The following is a 17,133-nucleotide window of genomic DNA, read 5'->3' as shown; positions in this document are numbered from 1 at the left end:
AGCAATGCCTGTCTCAGGGGGAGAGGGTAAAAGGCCGGTGGAACCGGCCCTCCGTGAGCGCCACCCGTTGGCCCGGATCACTACACACGGTCCCCCTGAAGGTGCCCGCTATGGTCTGCTGGGCCGGATCGTAGGCCGTAATCTCCAGGGCCCAGGTCGGGGTCGAGCCACAGGCCCGCGTGGTGAAGGGCGTCAGCTGGCCATGGACGACGTGCTTATAGAGGAGCCCACTGGGCGAGCGCGCATCATGGAAGGCGAAGCGTCCTGGCGCTTGCTTGAACTCCCACAAATCGAAGATCACCGGCGTGCCGTTCGTGGTATTCAGGGTCAGGTAAAGCTCGTTCGTGTCTCGATTAATATAGGCGGTGGAAGCCGCCCCCTGGACCGGTACCGCTTGGCCATTCGCCTTCACGGACGCCGTCTGCAGGGCAGAACTCGTCGGCTGCGGGTCCGCCTCCGGTTTGGAGGAGCAGTGGAGCAGAAGCCCGGTGCTGAGCAGCAGGCACAGGAAGTAAAACTATTTCATTCGTTTACGCTAGCGGAAGGAATCGCAGTTGATTCCCTTGCCGCGTTGACACAGGTCCTGCCAAGAGCGATCAGGACGGAACAGAAGGCTCTATCTTTCTTGGGTCTCCAACGCGCGCAGGTTGTCCGAGAGGACAATAGCGGATCATCTTCGCGAGAATCAGGGTAAGCGGCTGCAGCGCGCTAGCCTAGCGTATGACGGGCGGCGTTGATTTAGGTGAACCCTGCCCCCAGCGGCCCCAAGGAGCTGACCCTCCAGGCACAGGGTCGAACAAAGCGCCTAAAGCGGACGAACAAGACCACAAATAAGATCCGCTAGCGAAGACGTAGCATACCTTGTCAAGCAGTTGTGCGCCAAGGGGAAGCAGGACCTGAAGCCTTCCGGAAGGCAGGTCAACAAGCGAGGGCAAGGCTCGGGGATGGGGCTGGATTTGGTCAAAAAGATCGGGGAGAACACGGCCGGCCGTATCTGGGTGAACAGCTAGCGGGGACACCTTTAGCGTCACTATCCCTGACCACCGCCCAGCGGTGATTTTGCGGCGGTGCAGCATGCCCCTTTATTCGTAGTTTTGGCCATGCCTACCGCAGCTACCCCGCTTCCTACCTTTCCCGCCGACTTGCAGGCCACGTATCCCCCGCCGCCTTACTAGAGGCCGTGCTGGATACCTCCCTGACGGGCGTGGCCCTCTACTCACCCCTGCGCGACGCCGACGGAAACCTCGTTGACTTTCGCATCGACTGGCTTAACCCGGCCGCCCAGCGCATCCTGGGGCAGCCGGCCCGGCCGGCGGTGACCTACTTGCACCATTACCCGCATACCCGCGAGACGGGCGTCTTTGCCTTTCACCGCGACGCCTTTGAGTCCGGGGAGCCTGCCCGCATGGCCGTCAATTATCAAGGGGATGGGCTGGACAATTACTTTCATCTCGCCGCCCGGCGCGTGGGGCCTGGCCTGCTGGTGAGCTTCACCGACACGGCCGAGCAGCCCCGCACGCCCGTAGAAGAAGCCTTGCGCGAAAGTCAGGCGGCTGAACGGGCTGTGCGCGCGGAGGCGGAGGAACAACGCGCGCAGCTACGCCGGGTATTTGACCAGGCCCCGGTTGCCATTGCCCTGCTCGAAGGAACAACGTATCGCATCACCTTGGCCAACCCGGCTGTGTGTGAGATCTGGGCCCGTCCGCAGCCGTTGCTGCTGGGCCGGCCCCTGCTGGAGGCCTTACCCGAACTGCGGGGTCAGGGCGTCGACGCCTTACTCGATGGCGTGCTGCACTCCGGCCAGCCCTACGTGGGCACGGAGCTGCCCGTCGCGCTGGTGCGCCACGGCCGGCGCGAGATCATCTACTTCAACTTCGTCTACCAGCCCCAGCGCGACGCCCAGGGGCAAACCACGGGCGTGCTGGTCGTGGCCAGCGACGTCACCGAAGTGGTGACAGCCCGCCACCAGGTGGAAGCCCAGGAGCGCCGCACGGCCGAGCTCAACGAAGAGCTGGCCGCTGCCAACGAGGAGATCCAGGCTAACAACGAGGCCTTGACGCGCAGCCAGCTCGCGCTGCACCTCCTGAACCAGGACTTGGAAGCCCGGGTAGCCGAGCGCACGCTCGCCCTGCAGCAGGAAGTAGCCCAGCGAGGGCAGGCCCAGCAACAGGCCGAACGCAGCGAAGCCCGCTTCCGGCGGCTGGCCGAAACCACGCCCCTGATCGTGTGGGAAGCGGACGCGGCGGGCCACACCACCTATCTGAGTCCGAACTGGGAGCAGTTTACCAGCGCCACCAACGGCCAGGGCTTGGGCTGGCAGGAGTATATGCACCCCGAGGACCAAGCTCCCTTCCTCGAGGCGTGGCTGAGCGCGGTGCGCACGGGCCAGGTGTTCCAGGCCGAAATGCGGCTGCGGGTCGCGGCCACGGGCGAGTACCGCTGGCACCTGGACCGGGCCGTCCCGCTGCGCGACGCGACGGGGCAGGTCCAGCAGTGGGTCGGCGCGGCCATTGATGTGCACGAACTTAAGCGCCTGCAGCAGTCCTTGCTGGAAAGCGAGCAGTACTTCCGCGCCATGGCTGATCATGTGCCGGCCATGATCTGGGTTACCGATGCCCAGGGCCAGTGCACCTACCTTAACGCGCAGTGGTATGCCTTTACCGGGCAGACCCCCGCCCAGGCGCTGGGCGAGGGCTGGCTTCACGCGGTGCACCCCGACGATGCCCTGCAGGCCGGGCAAGCCTTCCAGGACGCGCACGCCCGGCAAGGCCCGTTTCGCGTGCTCTACCGCCTGCGCCGCCACGATGGGCAGTACCGCTGGGCCATCGACGCCGGGCAGCCCCGCCTGACGGGGGCGGGGGAGTATGTGGGCATCGTGGGCACGGTGATCGAGGTGCACGAGCAGCAATTGGCTGTGCAGGCTATGCGGCGCCTGACCTATAAACTGCGCACGGCCCGCGACGAGGCTCAAGGTCTGAACGTCGACCTGCAGACGGTTAATGAGCAGCTGCTGCGCACCAACGTGGACCTGGACAACTTCATCTACTCCGCTTCCCACGATTTGAAAGCCCCCATCAGCAATATTGAGGGATTGTTGTACCTGCTGCAGGAAGAACTGCCGCTGGACATCTCGCAGCGGGAGTACGTCGGGGCCACGTTAGGGCTGATGCGCGAGTCGGTAGAACGCTTCAAGCGTACCATCGACCATCTGACCGACGTCAGCAAACTGCAGAAGGAGCATGCCCCCGCGACGACGGCGGTGGACTTAGCGACGGTCGTGGAGGAGGTGCGGCAGGACTTGGCTCCGCTTATCCAGGCTACTGGGGCCCGCGTACGGGTCGAGGTAACGGGTTTCCCGCCGGTGCTCTTCCCCGAGAAAAACCTACGCTCCGTCGTCTACAACCTCCTGAGCAACGCCTTGAAGTATCACTCACCCAATCGCACGCCCCACATTGATGTGCAGGCGCACGTGCGAACCACGTACACGGTGCTGGAAGTCCACGACAATGGATTAGGTCTGGAGGCGGCGCATGTGCCCAAACTCTTTACGATGTTTCAGCGCTTCCACGACCACGTGGAAGGCTCCGGCGTAGGCTTGTACATGGTCAAGAAGATGGTAGAGAATGCGGGCGGGCGCGTGGAGGTGCACAGCTACGCCGGCGCCGGCACCACTTTTTTCGTCCACTTACCCCACGCTGCCCTGCCTCCCGCCTAGGCGACATACGCCTGCTTAGTACCGCAAGGGGGAGGAAACCAGGGAGAAGGGAGCCCTCCTTAGGGCAGCTCGATAAAGAAGGTGGTGCCCTGCTGCTCGCGGCTTTCCAGCCAGATGTCGCCCCGTGCAGCTGCACGATCTGCTTGGCAATGAAGAGGCCTAAGCCGGTGGTGGGCTCCCCGTGCAGGCCCTTGCGCCGCGTCGGGTTGAACTTGTCGAACAGGTGGGTGTGCAGCTTGCCGGGAATGCCAATGCCCGTGTCCTGCACCGTGAGGCGCACGTGGCCCTCGTGCACCTGTACCCCAGCGTGATGGTCCCCCGGTGGGGGTAAACTTGAGGGCGTTGCCTAGCAGATTGTCCAGCACCCGGCCGAACTTGTCGGGGTGCAGGCGCCCGTACACGGGCTCAGCCGGTAGGTCCAGGGCCAGCATGACGCCTTGCTCGTCGGCGGCCGGGCGGTGCCCCTCCAGCCGGGCGGTCAGGTAGGCGTTCAGATCGGTCGCTTGCTTCTCCAAGTCGTGCTCGTCCAGATCCCCCACGTAGAGCACATCCTCGAGCAAGCCCGTGGCGTGGGTGCAGGCGCGCTGAATCAGGCCCAGGTAGTGCACCATTTCGGGCGGGGGCGGCCCCTCCCCGGCCCGGCTGGCCACTTCGCGCTGCAGCAAATCGGTGAGCAGCTCGATCTGGGCAATGGGGGCTTTGATATCGTGGGTGGCCAGCTGCAGGATGGTTTCCTGCGCGTCGTAGAGGCGCTGGAGCTGGGCTTCTAATCCTTTGCGGGCGGAAATATCTTCCAGGATGGTGTAGCCCAGCTCCCCCCCTCGTCGGGAAACAGCACGGAGGTGACCTGACACCAGAAGGAGGACCCGTCGGCCCGCACCAGGCAGGTTTCCAGCGCGAAGTGGGGCAGCTTGTGCTCCCAGAGCTTCGTTTGCAGCTGCTGCCAGTCGGCGCGGTGATCGGGGTGGGCAAACTCGCGGATTTTGCGGCCCACCAGCTCATCCGGGCTGCGCAGGCCCAGCATCCGGACCACGGCCGGGTTGGCCTGGCGGATGGTCAGATCCGGGGTGATGATTTTCTGGCCCAGGGGGGAGTTCTCGAACACGGTGCGGAAGCGCGCCTGGCTCTGCTGGTAGCGCGCCTGCGCGGCCTCCTGCGTACTAGCCGCTGCTTGGTCCGCGCGGAGTTGGTCATTGTCGGCGCGCAGCGCCTGGTTGTCGCCCTCGGGGGAGGCGGAGGTGGGAAGGGAAATGTCGGCCATACGGAAGGAGAGCGGTTGCCGGAAGGTACGCGTTGTTGCGGCAATACGCGGTCCTCCCCCTCGTTACCGGCTGGGGTCCCCGGCCGGGCGAGAAAAAGAGTGTCTTCCTGGCCGAGAGCGGTAGCGCGCTCCGAGTCGTACCGCTGTGCTACCTTCGCGCCTGGTGACCCCAACCAAGGTGGTCTTTGACCGCCCGCTTCCCGTATGCAAAAACTTGCCAGTGTGCTGCTGGTCGACGACGACCCGCTCACCAATGACCTGAATGAACGCTTGCTCCGCCAACTAGGCGTGGCCGACCAGTACCTGGCGGCCACCGACGGCCGGGAAGCCCTGGCCATCTTGGCTCAGCTGAGCACCTACGCGAAGCCCAGCACCCCGGTGCTCGTGCTGCTGGATGTGACGATGCCGGGCATGGATGGCATGGCCTTTCTCGAGGCCTACCAGCAGCTACCCGCCGCCCAGCAGCAGGCCGTGGTCATCGTGCTGCATACGGCCTCGATGAGCTCCCTCGACCTGGGCCGATTAGAGGAGTTGCCCATCGCCGGCCTGGTCAGCAAGCCCCTGACCAAAGCCAAGCTGGATACCATCCTGCAGCTGCATTATCAGCGCCAGTTCGGTGTGACGTAGCCCGCAAACTCTGCTTAACCGACCCGGTTCCAGTCATTGTCGAGCTACCCCCGTATACCCACTGCCGGGTTCGCGGGAACAACCGCCCGTACCTGTCGGCAGATGGCGCCGCTGTTTTCCTGGCCAATGTTACTCCTTGGTCCCTGCTGCGTCGCTATGTTCCGCACCCCTTCCGTCCCCCCCCAGCTAGCTATCGACGAGCTGCAAGCCCTGCTGGACGTTTCGCTCACGGCCCTCACCCTGCTGCGTCCCCTCTACTGTCCGCAGAGTCAGGAGCTGACGGATTTTGCCTTCGACTACCTCAACCCCGCCGGCCAGCGCCTGTTGGGCCTCACGCAGCAGCCAACCACGACCTTGCTGGCCAGCTTCCCCCGTGCCCACGACACGGGCGTGTTCGCCTTTTACCGGGGCGTGCTGGAAACCGGGCAGGCTGGCCGGTTCGAGGTCACCTACCTGCACGAGGGGGTCGATACCCCCTTTTATGTCGCCGCCCGCTGCCACGGCCCAGGGCTGGCCGTTAGCCTGATTGACACGGCCGCGCACGCCCAAGCTCCCGTCGAGGTTGCCCTACGCGCCAGCCAGGCCCGCGAGCAGCTCGCGCAGTCCGAGGCCCAGCACCAGCGGGCCAGCCTGGAGCGCTTCCTAAGCCAGACGCAGGCTACCGTCTGCATCCTGCGCGGTCCTACCCACCGGCTCGACTACTGTAATCCAGCCTACCGGCGCCTGTTTCCCCAACGGCTGTTGCCCCTGGGGCGGCCCCTGCCCGAGATCCACCCCGACGTCAATGCCCCGGGGCTGCTGGCCCGACTTGACCATGTCTACCACACGGGCAAGTCCTATGGGGGCGTGGAGCAGCCCCTGACCATTGCCCAGCCGGATGGCCAGCCGCCCCGCACCCACTATTTCACTTTTTCCTACGATGCCTATCTGGAAGGGGGACAAATCGCGGGCGTGTCTATCTTCGCCTACGACGTCACGGAGCAGGTGCGGGCGGGCCAGCAAGCGGCCCAAGTGGCGGCGGAGCTGCAGCTACTGACGGCCAATGTGCCTGTGTTCCTGTTTCGCACGGATGCGGCCGGGCACCTGACCTATGTCAACGGCGCCCTCTTTGCCTGGTCGGGTCTGTCCCCTTTGCTACCCAACCTCGACGAGGTCTGGAACACCGTGCATCCGGAGGACGCGTTGGCCCTCACGGCCGCCTTTGCGGCCGCCGTGCTGGCCCGTCAGCCCTGGGAAAGCCCCGTGTATCGCATCCGCCGCCGCGACGGGGAGTACCGCTGGTCGCTGACCCGAATCCAGCCCCTGTTCCAGGCCGATGGCCAGCTCACGGGCTACAGCGGCGTCAACGTCGAAATCCACGACCAGGTCGAGCTGCAGCGGCAACTTGCGCGCGTCAACGCGGACCTCGACACCTTTATTTATACGGCCTCCCACGAGCTCAAAACCCCCCTTACCAACATGGAGGGCTTACTCCACGCCCTTCAGGAGGAGCTGCCCCCGCCCGCGGCCAGGAGGGTGAGCTCGTGCCGCCCCTGCTAGCCTTGATGGAGCAGTCCCTGGACCGCTTCCGGTTGACGCTCACGCAGCTCACCGACGTCTCCAAACTCCAGCGGGCCCACGCGCAGCCCGCCGAAGTGGTGGACCTGACGGCCCTGCTCGAGGAGATGCGCGGGGAATGGGGAGCGGCGTTGAACGCCGCCGGGACCCAGCTCACGGTGGAGGTCAGTGCCTGCCCCCAACTCTGGTTTGCGCCCCAGCAGCTGCGCCAGATCCTGCAGCACCTGCTGAGTAACGCGCTCCAGTACCGCGCTGCGGATCGTTTGCCCCAGATCGGGGTGCGGACCTACCCCCAGCCGGGCTACACGGTGCTGGAAGTGCAGGACAACGGCCTGGGGATGGCCCAGCAGCACCTGCCCAAGCTCTTTGGCCTGTTCCAGCGTTTCCACGACCACGTCGAGGGCACGGGGATCGGCCTCTACATGGTCAAGCGCATGGTGGAGAATGCCGGTGGCCGCATCGAGGTGCACAGCCAGCTGGGGGTGGGCTCCACCTTCACCCTCACGCTGCCCGATTCCCCGCCCCAGGAGTCCCTGCCCAGGGGGACGAGTCATCGAGCGGATGAGGACCCGCCTAGTAGCCTCTTAGACTCCGACGACTCCGACGAGGCCACTGGCTCTGGCGGGACGTCCGACACCTCTTCTACCCAGGACGCCGGCGCTTGCCCGATTTCGCGGGGGGCATCCAACCGGCGCCGCACCTCGTCCAGGTCCACCGTTCCTGGGATGAAGCGAGCCAACAACGTCCGCTCTTCGAGGCCCGGGGACAAAGCGGTGCCCGCCGTGAGGGCTCATACGAAGGCGACCGCTCGGTGGCGACCGGGGTCAGGACTTAGCCAAGGCGAATACGTAACCAGGGAGGAAAAGGCAGGTTTACCGCAGCCACAAGACCAAGGCGGCCAGCACCACCAGGGCGGTCATAAACACGGAAATGATGCGCGTATCACGCGGGGCGGTGTCGCGGTCCGCAGGGGAGGCAGGTTCCATACAGGGGAAAATCAGGGGAAGGACAGGAAAAAAAAATGTCGGCGCCCCTTTCGCGCCCTGCTACGCAGGTACCAAGGGGTAGCTTGCGGGGATGCGGGCGGGGGCGGGGCGAAGAAGGGAAAGGCAAGTTCCGCCGGGCCGGCTCGCGAAACCCTGATGAAAATCCCCCGGCAGCATGACATCTGTCATGCTGCCGGGGGTAGACTGCCCTAGCTTTGGGGCTCCCACCGCCGCGCCTCCAGCCGGGGTGGTTCATCTCTTCGTAATTGCGTATGAAAGCCTTAGTATATCACGGTGCGGGCAAGAAAGCCTGGGAAGAAAAGCCCCGGCCCACGATGCAGCAGCCCACCGATGCGATTGTGCGCATGCACAAAACCACCATTTGCGGCACCGATTTGCATATTCTTAAAGGGGATGTGCCCGAGGTAACCCCCGGTCGCATCCTGGGCCACGAGGGCATCGGCATCATCGAGGAAATAGGCGCCGCGGTGACCACGTTCCAGGTGGGCGATCGAGTCCTGATTTCCTGCATCTCCTCCTGCGGTAAGTGCGTGTCCTGCCGCAAGGGCATGTACTCCCACTGTGAGCTGGGCGGCTGGCTCCTGGGCCACCTGATTGACGGCACCCAAGCGGAGTATGTGCGCATTCCCTTTGCGGACACCAGCCTGTATGCCATCCCGGACCAGGTGGATGAGGATGCCGTGGTCATGCTGAGCGACATTCTGCCCACGGGCTTGGAGTGCGGCGTGCTCAACGGGCAGGTGCAGCCCGGGGATGCGGTCGTTATCGTAGGGGCCGGGCCCATTGGGTTGGCCGTCCTACTCACGGCCCAGTTTTATACGCCGGCTGTCCTGATCATGGTGGACGTGGACGACAACCGCCTGCACGTAGCCCGGGCTCTGGGCGCGACCCATACCATTAACAGTCAGCAGCAGGACGCGGTCCAGCAGGTGTTCGCGCTGACGGAAAACCGGGGCGCCGACGTGGCGGTGGAAGCGGTCGGCATTCCCGCCACCTTTGAGCTATGCGCGGCCGTGATTGCGCCCGGTGGCCGGATTGCCAACGTGGGCGTACACGGCAAAAGCGTGGCGTTGCACCTGGAAACGCTCTGGTCGCGCAACATCACTATCACCACCCGCCTGGTCGATACGACCACGACGCCGCTGCTCCTGAAAACCGTCGCTTCCGGCCAGGTCAACGCCGCCCAGCTCATTACCCACCATTTCGCCTTGGATGACATAGAGCAGGCCTACGATACGTTTGAGCACGCGGCCCGCGAAAAAGCGTTGAAGGTCATCCTTACCCGTCCGTAGGGGAGCCCGGGGGCGGTTCCGGCAGGACTGGTAGTAGCTTCCTTCCGCGAGCTAGAAGGTAGCGCAGCGGGCACTAGCGAGTCGCTCCGGCTGCTGGGCGGGGTGCTGGCTCGTGGCGAAGGGAGCTAGGACGGCCGCTAGTTGCGGGGCCCGCGCACCCAGAGTTGTCGATGGGCCCCTCGGGCAGGAGGCGATGCCTGGTTCTTGTGCGTAGGTGAGGCTCCTGGCAGGGCGACGCCAGCAGGGCCTGTTAAGCCGGTGCGTCGCCACCTAGTAAAGAGGTACAACCAGCATCGACCGGCAAGTAGGGGCTACGGCTTTGGGGAGCGGCAGGCGAAGCAATTAGCGGCCGTGGGCAGCGCGTAGGCGTGCTTGGTAATAGCCGTGTCCAGGGCGTGTTGAAAAGCGGCCAGGAGCTTGTCCCGCTCCGTATCGGGAATGTTTTGTAGTACCTGCTCGATGGCCGAGCGGTAGACGTGGGCCATGAAGTTAGGGCCGTAAGAGGTGAAAAAACCGTCGTGCAGCGCGTCAAAGATTGTTTTCTCCGCCGAGGAAATGGACCGCGACAGCGCTTGCCACTGCTGGGCAGTTTCCGCCAGGCGGCGTTGTAACTCTAGATTCATGGGCAAGCAGGGGAAAGAAGCCAGAGGAGTAGCCGTAGTTCTCCTCGGGAGTTCGCACTGCAACAGGGCAGGGGAAGAGGCTGGTACAAACATGGGGCCTGGCTGCTGCCCTGAAGCTGACAACTCTCACCTCATCGGATGACGTTTGTCAGCTTTCCTGAGCTCAGGGAAAAAGCTTGCCCCCGGCTATACCATCCTGTGGGGGGCCCTACAGCGCCCGCGACGGCGACTTGCATCCGAACTCTGGCCAGGAGGGGCTAAGTCAAAGCGGTTACGCCGCCCTTGCTGGTAGCGAGCGGCCCGCCGGGGGAAAGCCGGCAACCCCTCCTTCCGGTGACTCCTGGCAGCTATCCAGTACTAGGTGCCCGCGGGCCGCGGCCGGACCGGGCGAGTGTAGGAAGCTCGTCTACGATTCCGCGTTTGCAAAATGCCCCACAGGGATGCGTTTCGCAAACGCGAAACCAGGTGCTTTCCCGGGCCTGGGCAAACAGGCTTTTAGGGGCAGTCAGGGAACGCCATTGTTTCTCTTTGGTTCTGGATATTAGTTGCTTGTCATAATGGCCCTTATACGACCACTAACATAGTATAAGAAGTCCTCAACGAACCGTAGATGCGGTTATCGAGATTGATTTGAAAGATGGACAGTATGCCTACGGCCGCATCTTAGCAGGAGCCGATTATGGGATCTACGACTTTCAGGCCAGCCAACGTATCGAGAGCGTCGAAGCGGTGATTAATCGCCCTTTCCTGTTTATCGTCGCGGTCTCTAACGAGGCCATCAGCTCCCGGCGCTGGGTTAAGATCGGGAAGGCTCCGTTGGTGCCCGCCCTGCTGCCCCATCCCTTAAAGTTTATGCAAGACGGCCTGCAGCCAGATCGGTTTAGCCTCTACGAGCCGCTGACGGGTACCATCACCCCCGCTCTCAAACACGAGTGCCAAGGCTAGGAGCGGAGTGCCGTATGGGCTCCTGCGCAGGTCGAAGAACGGATTCGGGATCACTACGCGGGCCGCCCCAACCTCACTCGGCAGCGAGATTTAGCAGTATTTGACTGACTAGTCGTTGGCACTCGATAAACTACTGCTTGACATAACCGACGTGGCTGTGGCAAAACTCTCCGTCATAATTCTACGGGGTCGCGTCGGTGACGATAACCGGCTAAAAGGCCCCCAGCAGCGACCCTCGTGGGCCGCGGGTGGAGGCTCATTCATCCTGGTTTCATCCTGCTGCCAGCCTTTTGCCACAGCCACAGACCTTCTCGGACAGCATCAAGTTTAGGGTCCCTTCCGTTTCAATGCCCTGAGAGCGACTCGTTGTCCTGCGATGATAAGCAGCTTTTGCTCGCTAGGAGCGGCCTCATGTACGCAATTCTTTCGGGGGATTCGCCAGGTTCGCACCCGGCTAATTTCCGTGCTCATAGGATCATGGAACTAAGGTCCTGTAAACACTTAAGTACGGCACCGTAGACCGGCGTTGTTATGCGTGACGCCTACTCAAAAACCGATGGGCAGGCTCTTCTACGGCCTTGAACAGCAGAATAGCAATCAGATTCGTTATCCCAAATTTGAGTAGGCTATGTTTCGTAACATGCAAATCAAGAAACCGACTTAGCACGCCCATATGCACGAGATAGAAGGTATAGGAGGCTCTGCCAAGTAGGTTAAACAGCTTGGTTTCCAGCAACCAGCGTAAGCCACTTTGCTCCCGGATCAATCCAAAGTACAGGGCACAGATGCCCGGTAGGATCACGATGATATTTAAAAATATGAGGAGTGGCACATTCATCTCCTCTTCCGGCACCAAGGGGTCGTTTATCCAGGCCATAGCTCCCATGACGGCAATAATCCAGGCCAGCCCTGTCCAGGTGTAAAAGGCACCTGCCCGCATTGCCTTGAAACGGTTCAGAATGAGGAGCGCCAATCCCATACCTGCCAGAAATTCACAGCAGCGGCCGAAAAAGGTAATGGTGAAGAGGAACGTGAAGGAATCAAAAAAGCCGTAAGGGTGGGGCGCATAGCATACAAGGACGGTACCTAGGGACAGTATGAGCACCGCGTAAAGCAATAGCTTAACTGATTTTCCGCGCAGTCCTAATAGCATAAAGGGCGCCGCAAAATAGAAGCATTCTTCCACCGTCAGCGTCCACCCTTGCACAATGCCCGTAAACTTGAAAAAGTCAAAAAAGCCCCGTAAAAACGTGACATTCAATAGAAAAACCAGCCATTTGTCCGTTAACATATAGGTTTCCCATACGCCCATTAAGTCGTAAGCCGGCCTCAGTTCCAGGATGGCCAACGTGAAACAAGTAAGCAGGAAGTACATCGGGTAGATGCGGGCCACGCGGTTGCGCAGGTACTGTTTCCCCATGATGTGCTTAGCTCAACCTGGTCGATATAGCGCAGGCAAATCAATAGGCCGCTGAGTACAAAGAATAAGGCTACCCCCGTGTGCCACTCGCGCGCCAGCCGCCAGGCAATACTCGACTCCGGAAAGGGGTTGAAGTGGTGAAAAAACACCAGCCATGCGGCCACGGCGCGCAAGCCAGTTAACGCCGGAAAGTAAGGGGGAGCGGGTTTATCTGGTGGCTGAATCACAGCGGCAGCGAACGAGAAGTAATACAGCGAGAAGGGCTTTCAAAGTACGGAGTTCTCAATACGATTGTATACCACTAGTAGGGGTTCAGCGGCCTTATGTCAGGATAGATTAAGGTGATTCCATTGCCCTTGCGCTGCCCGTATTCAAGCGGGCGCAGGCGGATGCCACACCATGGGCCTTCGTTTCCGAGTTGGTTCACAAGGTGCCTGGGCACTGCTGGGTACCGGCGTCGGGTTCGCCCTGCAGGCTTCCTTTCTGCTGCCCTACACGGCGCTCGGCCCAAAGACAGTACCCGACGCCCGGCCGGCCGCGGCGGCGAGCCCGGCGAACCGCGTGGCGTACCTGGAGCACCCCGCCGTACCCTCGCTGCACACGCGCCTGCGCCTGCCCGATGGCCGCTGGATCAACTTCCACGGCGTGCATCCCCCCGCCCCTTGCGTAGCAGTAGCATTTTTCCGGTCAAGGCCCCTAAAAATCAGGGTCGATTCCACAGCGCCTTAGTGCTTCATCTGCATGCCCCTTTTGCCCTTGCCCAATTGGTCGAGCGCGGCGCGGAAGCCAGTGGCCAACTGCGCAGCGGGCCCTCGGCCGTAGTAGTGCAGGAACATCATGCGCGGCTGGTCAAACAGCATGTGGTTGTGCACGGCCACGACCTCCAAATTGTGCGCCCGCAGGGCCTTTATCACCGGATTTACTTCGTGCTCCAGCATGGCAATGTCACCGGCAATCTGCGCGTCGGCTTGTTTGCCGGCGAACGCGGCCCACGAGTTCAGGCCCATGGCGGCGGTCATCTCGGTGCCCATCATGACCGATTGCAGGTCGGCCCGGCCCACGGTGTACTTGTAGGTCGGGCCGTTCACCGTGCCCTGGTACTGCACCACCTTATCAAGCGCGGGAATATCAAACAACTCCTTGCCGGTGGGCGCGGCGGCGCTGGGCGTGGCGTTGTTGCCCGCCGGCGCGGCCGGGGTGCCGCCGCTGGGCTTGGGCTGGTTGGCCGGCAGCAGCTTGGAGTCTGCGAGAGCGGCGGCAAACTTCCGGGCCAGCTCGGCGGGGGCGCCCATGCCGTGGATGTGCATGTAAAAGATGCGCGGCTCTTCGTAAAAGAAGTGGTTGTGCACGGCCCCAATTTCCAGCCCCTGGGCCAGCGCGGCCGACATGAGCGGATTGACTTCTTCCTGCAGCAGCACCGTGTCGCTCATGAGCATCGCGGACTTACCGTCCAGCGTGTGCTTGATGGCCACCCACCCGCCGAAGCCAAAGGCAATGGGCACCGGCTCCCCTTTGATGGTCACTTTTAAGTCGTTGCGCGGCAACGGGGTGCTGTGCGTAGCCTGTGCCTCCACGTAAGCCCCTTTCTTGCCCATCGCGGCCTCGACGGCGGCAATACTGGCGGCGCTCAGCGGCGGGGTTTTGCCCGGGGCAGCGGCTCCGGTGAAGGAGGGCAAAGGACCAAGCAGCAGGGGCGTGGTGGCCAGGGCGGTGGTTTTAAGCCAATCACGGCGGGAAAAACGAAAATCTGACATAGGATGAGCAATGAAGGAATAGCTGGAAAACGTAAGCGGCGCGTAATCAAGAAGCTTTTTACTTACTACAAAACGACCTTCTATAAATTGTAAAACGGCTCTATGAGATCCGATATGCGGGTCGTATCAGACCCTAAAAACAGGCCATTCTATCGTAGCCTAGTCTTCTGAATTGTCCTACCCGCGGAACTCGCTGGGTATACTAGCCTACGTCAAGTAGGGGCCCGATGAACCCAGCCTGAAATGTCCTCTTCGGCGGCTACCACCGCTTTTGGCCCGGGTACTGATCTCGGATGATGTCGGGGGCCAGATCACAGCCCCTGGTTTATACGCGCTCTAGGACCACAGCATAGCCCTGTCCGACCCCTACGCACATGGTGACCAGCGCATAGCGCTTCTGCTGCCGGTGCAGCTCCAGCGCGGCCGTATTCAGCAGGCGGGCCCCACTCATGCCCAGTGGGTGCCCCAGCGAAATGGCCCCCCCATTGGGGTTTACGCGCGGGTCATCGCCCTCCATGCCCAACGCGCGCAGGCAGGCCAAGCCTTGGGCGGCAAAGGCCTCATTGAACTCAATCAGCTCCATCTGGTCGAGCGTCAAACCGGCCTTCTTCAGCGCCAGCTGGGAAGCGGGCACCGGGCCGATGCCCATCAAGCGGGGCTCCACGCCGGCCACGCCCATGGATACGATGCGGGCGCGGGGCGTCAGCTGATGCTCCTTCAGGCCGGCTTCGGAGGCCAGCAGCAACGCTGCGGCCCCGTCGTTCAAGCCCGAGGAGTTGCCCGCCGTCACCGTCCCGTTCGAGCGAAAGGCGGGCCGCAGCGTGGCTAGCCCTTCTAGGGTGGTATGGGCTTTAATAAACTCGTCGTGCTCGAACAGCCGCGGCTCGCCTTTGCGCTGGGGCAGGGGTACGGGGACGATTTCCTCGGCGAAGCGCCCCGAGTCGCGGGCGCGGGCGGCGCGTTGGTGCGAGGCGTAGGCAAACGCATCCTGGTCTTCCCGGCTGATGCGGTCGCGCTCCGCCAGGTTTTCGGCCGTTTCACCCATGGCATCCACCCCGTACATGGCTTCTAGTCGGGGGTTGATGAAGCGCCAGCCGAAGCTGGAATCCGCCAGCTGGGCGTCGCGGCCAAAGGCGGTGCTGGCCTTGGAGATCACCAGCGGGCCCCGGGTCATGTTTTCCACGCCCCCGGCCACGAACAAGTCTCCATCACCACACTGCAGGGCGCGGGCCGCCGCCATAGCAGCCGACAGGCCCGAGGCGCAGAGGCGATTGATCGTCTCACCTGGCACCGACGCGGGCAGGCCGGCCAGCAGCAGGGCCATGCGAGCCACGTTGCGGTTATCCTCGCCGGCTTGGTTGGCGCAGCCCAGCAGCACGTCGGCAATGCCAGCCGGGTCTACCTGCGGATTGCGGCGCAACAGTTCTTGGATGACCAAGGCGGCCATATCATCGGCCCGCACTAGGGCCAGCGAGCCCCGAAGTTGCCAATGGGGGTGCGGATGCCATCCACCAGATACGCTTCTTTCATAACGGTAGGAAAGCGACTAGGTACGCAGGAGACGGCGCTAGGTTCACCGAGGCTTGGAAAAGGGAAGCCCCACTTTCCCATCGCTTCCTAATAGGCAATCTTTGGGGACTGGTTAGGGCGGTTATCCTCCCGCTCGTCAACGCGCGCCTAGCTAGCTGCGTACTGCGGGGTCTATGCCCGCTACTACCCTGCCCGCCCTGGTCTTGCTGCATGGCTTCCTCGAAAGCCCGGCCATCTGGCCTGACTTCCTCGGCGACGCCTTCGCCGACTATCCGGTGCTCACGCCCGCCCTGCCCGGCTACGTCGGTCCCACAGATCAGGCTACCGATTACAGCCTCGAAGCGGCTGCCGACGCCCTGCGGGCCACGCTAGCCGCGGCCGGGGTGGGGCGGGGCGGGCTCATCGGCCATAGCATGGGCGGGTACGTGGCCCTGGCCTTTGCCGAGCAGTATCCGGGCTTGGTGGCTGGGTTGGGCTTGTTTCACTCCTCGGCCTTGCCTGACAGCGAAGAGGACATGGAGCGACGCTTGCGCAACCGCACCTTCATGGAAGAGCACGGTATGGCGGCCTTCGCGGCCGAGTTTATCCAGCCCCAGCTCTCGCCCACCCACCGCGAATCATTGACCCACCACGTGGCCCTACTGCAAGGCTTGGCCGGGGCCGTGCCCCTGCCCGTCGCGCTGGGGAGCCTACAGGCCATGGCGCAGCGCCCGGACCGGCGGGCGGTGCTGGAAAAAGCGACCTATCCCGTCCTGTTCCTTGCCGGCAAGGATGACCGGGCCGTGCCGCCCGAGAAAACGCACCAGGAAAGCCTTTTTCCTGACACCTGCACCGGCGTGGGGCTGGCCGGCGTGGGTTGTGTTGCCCAGCTGTTCATTAGGGCCTCCAGACGCCGGGGTAACCGGCTGAGAGCAGGGTCAACGGACGGCTTTTTTATCGGCTGCGCGGCGGCGCGCGGCCCTGTTCTCGTTGCTGGGTTCCGAAGCAGTCTCCGCCCGCCCCGGGCGGCCCAGCGGCCGGCGCGCAGGGGGAGCGGGCACGCGGGCGGATCGGGACCCAGCGCGCAGCTGCCAGTTAATCAGCAGGATCGCGGCCACAATGCCCGCCAGGCTCAGCAACCCAGCTTGATGAAGACTAATCCACGTACGCATATGCTCCTGGCTTACGTCTTGCCCCCTACTTACCCTTATCACCCAGCACCGTGCGCGCGCAGTACCCAGGGCGTTTCGTAATTTTTCCCCGCAAGAATGTCGCCAGGTTCCGCACCACCCTGGCTCGCGCTACCGCAATCTGGGGGCCTGCCTGCGCCTTATTGGCGGGATAAGCGCTGGGATTGCAGCCGCACGACTTGGGCCAGGCTCAGCTCGCTCTGCACATAGCGCTGCAGGAAAGCCAACGTTTC

The 17,133-nt window shown here is 62.9% G+C and carries 14 protein-coding genes and 2 pseudogenes; 9 read left to right on the top strand and 7 right to left on the bottom strand.

The genetic code is table 11. The features are described from left to right. Positions 1-13: 13 nt before the first annotated feature. On the bottom strand, positions 14-412 hold the full coding sequence (locus H9L05_RS21620) for a hypothetical protein (RefSeq protein ID WP_187734432.1): 399 nt from the start codon (positions 410-412) through the stop codon (positions 14-16). A gap of 768 nt (positions 413-1,180) precedes the next feature. Here H9L05_RS21620 and H9L05_RS21615 point away from each other — a divergent pair. Further along, a complete protein-coding gene (locus H9L05_RS21615; protein ID WP_187734431.1) occupies positions 1,181-3,715 on the top strand; it encodes a PAS domain-containing sensor histidine kinase in 2,535 nt (844 codons plus the stop codon). Here H9L05_RS21615 and H9L05_RS27100 read toward each other — a convergent pair. Continuing rightward, positions 3,606-3,983, bottom strand: coding sequence for an ATP-binding protein (locus tag H9L05_RS27100; protein ID WP_394368514.1), 378 nt, complete (start codon positions 3,981-3,983; stop codon positions 3,606-3,608). The genes H9L05_RS21615 and H9L05_RS27100 overlap by 110 nt on opposite strands. Before the next feature lie 169 nt (positions 3,984-4,152). Between H9L05_RS27100 and H9L05_RS27095 the strand changes: the two genes are divergently transcribed. Continuing rightward, positions 4,153-4,485 (top strand): hypothetical protein, encoded by a 333-nt coding sequence (locus tag H9L05_RS27095; protein WP_187734429.1) that lies wholly within the window; start codon positions 4,153-4,155, stop codon positions 4,483-4,485. On the opposite strand, the gene H9L05_RS21600 is transcribed toward H9L05_RS27095, so the two are convergent. Then, a complete protein-coding gene (locus H9L05_RS21600) occupies positions 4,482-4,976 on the bottom strand; it encodes a PAS domain-containing protein (RefSeq protein ID WP_187734428.1) in 495 nt (164 codons plus the stop codon). The two genes, H9L05_RS27095 and H9L05_RS21600, sit on opposite strands and share 4 nt — an antisense overlap. Before the next feature lie 204 nt (positions 4,977-5,180). Here H9L05_RS21600 and H9L05_RS21595 point away from each other — a divergent pair, with 204 nt between their 5' ends. From H9L05_RS21595 to H9L05_RS21580, 4 genes and pseudogenes are all read left to right on the top strand, one after another. Further along, a complete protein-coding gene (locus tag H9L05_RS21595; RefSeq protein WP_187734427.1) occupies positions 5,181-5,603 on the top strand; it encodes a response regulator in 423 nt (140 codons plus the stop codon). Between the two features lie 156 nt (positions 5,604-5,759). Next, positions 5,760-7,142 carry a PAS domain-containing protein gene (locus tag H9L05_RS21590; protein WP_187734426.1) on the top strand — a complete coding sequence of 461 codons (1,383 nt, stop codon included), beginning with the start codon at positions 5,760-5,762 and terminating at the stop codon, positions 7,140-7,142. Between the two features lie 5 nt (positions 7,143-7,147). Beyond that, positions 7,148-7,615, top strand: a pseudogene (locus tag H9L05_RS27090) (sensor histidine kinase); the annotation flags it as partial. 803 nt (positions 7,616-8,418) lie between these two features. Beyond that, positions 8,419-9,459 carry a zinc-dependent alcohol dehydrogenase family protein gene (locus H9L05_RS21580; RefSeq protein WP_187734424.1) on the top strand — a complete coding sequence of 347 codons (1,041 nt, stop codon included), beginning with the start codon at positions 8,419-8,421 and terminating at the stop codon, positions 9,457-9,459. 311 nt (positions 9,460-9,770) lie between these two features. Here H9L05_RS21580 and H9L05_RS21575 read toward each other — a convergent pair whose 3' ends face one another. Then, positions 9,771-10,082: a hypothetical protein gene (locus H9L05_RS21575; RefSeq protein WP_187734423.1), complete on the bottom strand. Its 312-nt coding sequence runs from the start codon at positions 10,080-10,082 to the stop codon at positions 9,771-9,773. 630 nt (positions 10,083-10,712) lie between these two features. Between H9L05_RS21575 and H9L05_RS21570 the strand changes: the two genes are divergently transcribed. Further along, positions 10,713-11,027: an Imm26 family immunity protein gene (locus H9L05_RS21570; RefSeq protein ID WP_187734422.1), complete on the top strand. Its 315-nt coding sequence runs from the start codon at positions 10,713-10,715 to the stop codon at positions 11,025-11,027. A 529-nt stretch (positions 11,028-11,556) separates the two neighbouring features. Here the strand turns inward: H9L05_RS21570 and H9L05_RS21565 are convergent. Then, a complete protein-coding gene (locus H9L05_RS21565) occupies positions 11,557-12,447 on the bottom strand; it encodes an acyltransferase family protein (protein WP_223285012.1) in 891 nt (296 codons plus the stop codon). A 399-nt stretch (positions 12,448-12,846) separates the two neighbouring features. Between H9L05_RS21565 and H9L05_RS21560 the strand changes: the two genes are divergently transcribed. Continuing rightward, positions 12,847-13,176, top strand: coding sequence for a hypothetical protein (locus H9L05_RS21560; protein WP_187734420.1), 330 nt, complete (start codon positions 12,847-12,849; stop codon positions 13,174-13,176). Here H9L05_RS21560 and H9L05_RS21555 read toward each other — a convergent pair. Both H9L05_RS21555 and pcaF read right to left on the bottom strand, forming a co-directional pair. Continuing rightward, entirely contained in the window at positions 13,173-14,201 is a 1,029-nt protein-coding gene (locus tag H9L05_RS21555) for a DUF1259 domain-containing protein (RefSeq protein WP_187734419.1), read from the bottom strand. The two genes, H9L05_RS21560 and H9L05_RS21555, sit on opposite strands and share 4 nt — an antisense overlap. 325 nt (positions 14,202-14,526) lie before the next feature. Then, positions 14,527-15,731 (bottom strand): annotated as a pseudogene (pcaF, locus tag H9L05_RS21550) (3-oxoadipyl-CoA thiolase). Positions 15,732-15,904: 173 nt separating this feature from the next. Here pcaF and H9L05_RS21545 point away from each other — a divergent pair. After that, positions 15,905-16,963: an alpha/beta fold hydrolase gene (locus tag H9L05_RS21545; RefSeq protein ID WP_187734418.1), complete on the top strand. Its 1,059-nt coding sequence runs from the start codon at positions 15,905-15,907 to the stop codon at positions 16,961-16,963. The last annotated feature ends 170 nt before the right edge of the window (positions 16,964-17,133 follow it).

Source organism: Hymenobacter qilianensis (assembly GCF_014489555.1).
Lineage (GTDB): Bacteria > Bacteroidota > Bacteroidia > Cytophagales > Hymenobacteraceae > Hymenobacter > Hymenobacter qilianensis.
Note: the sequence above shows the minus strand (reverse complement) of the source record. Positions and strands in the feature narration are given on the sequence as shown.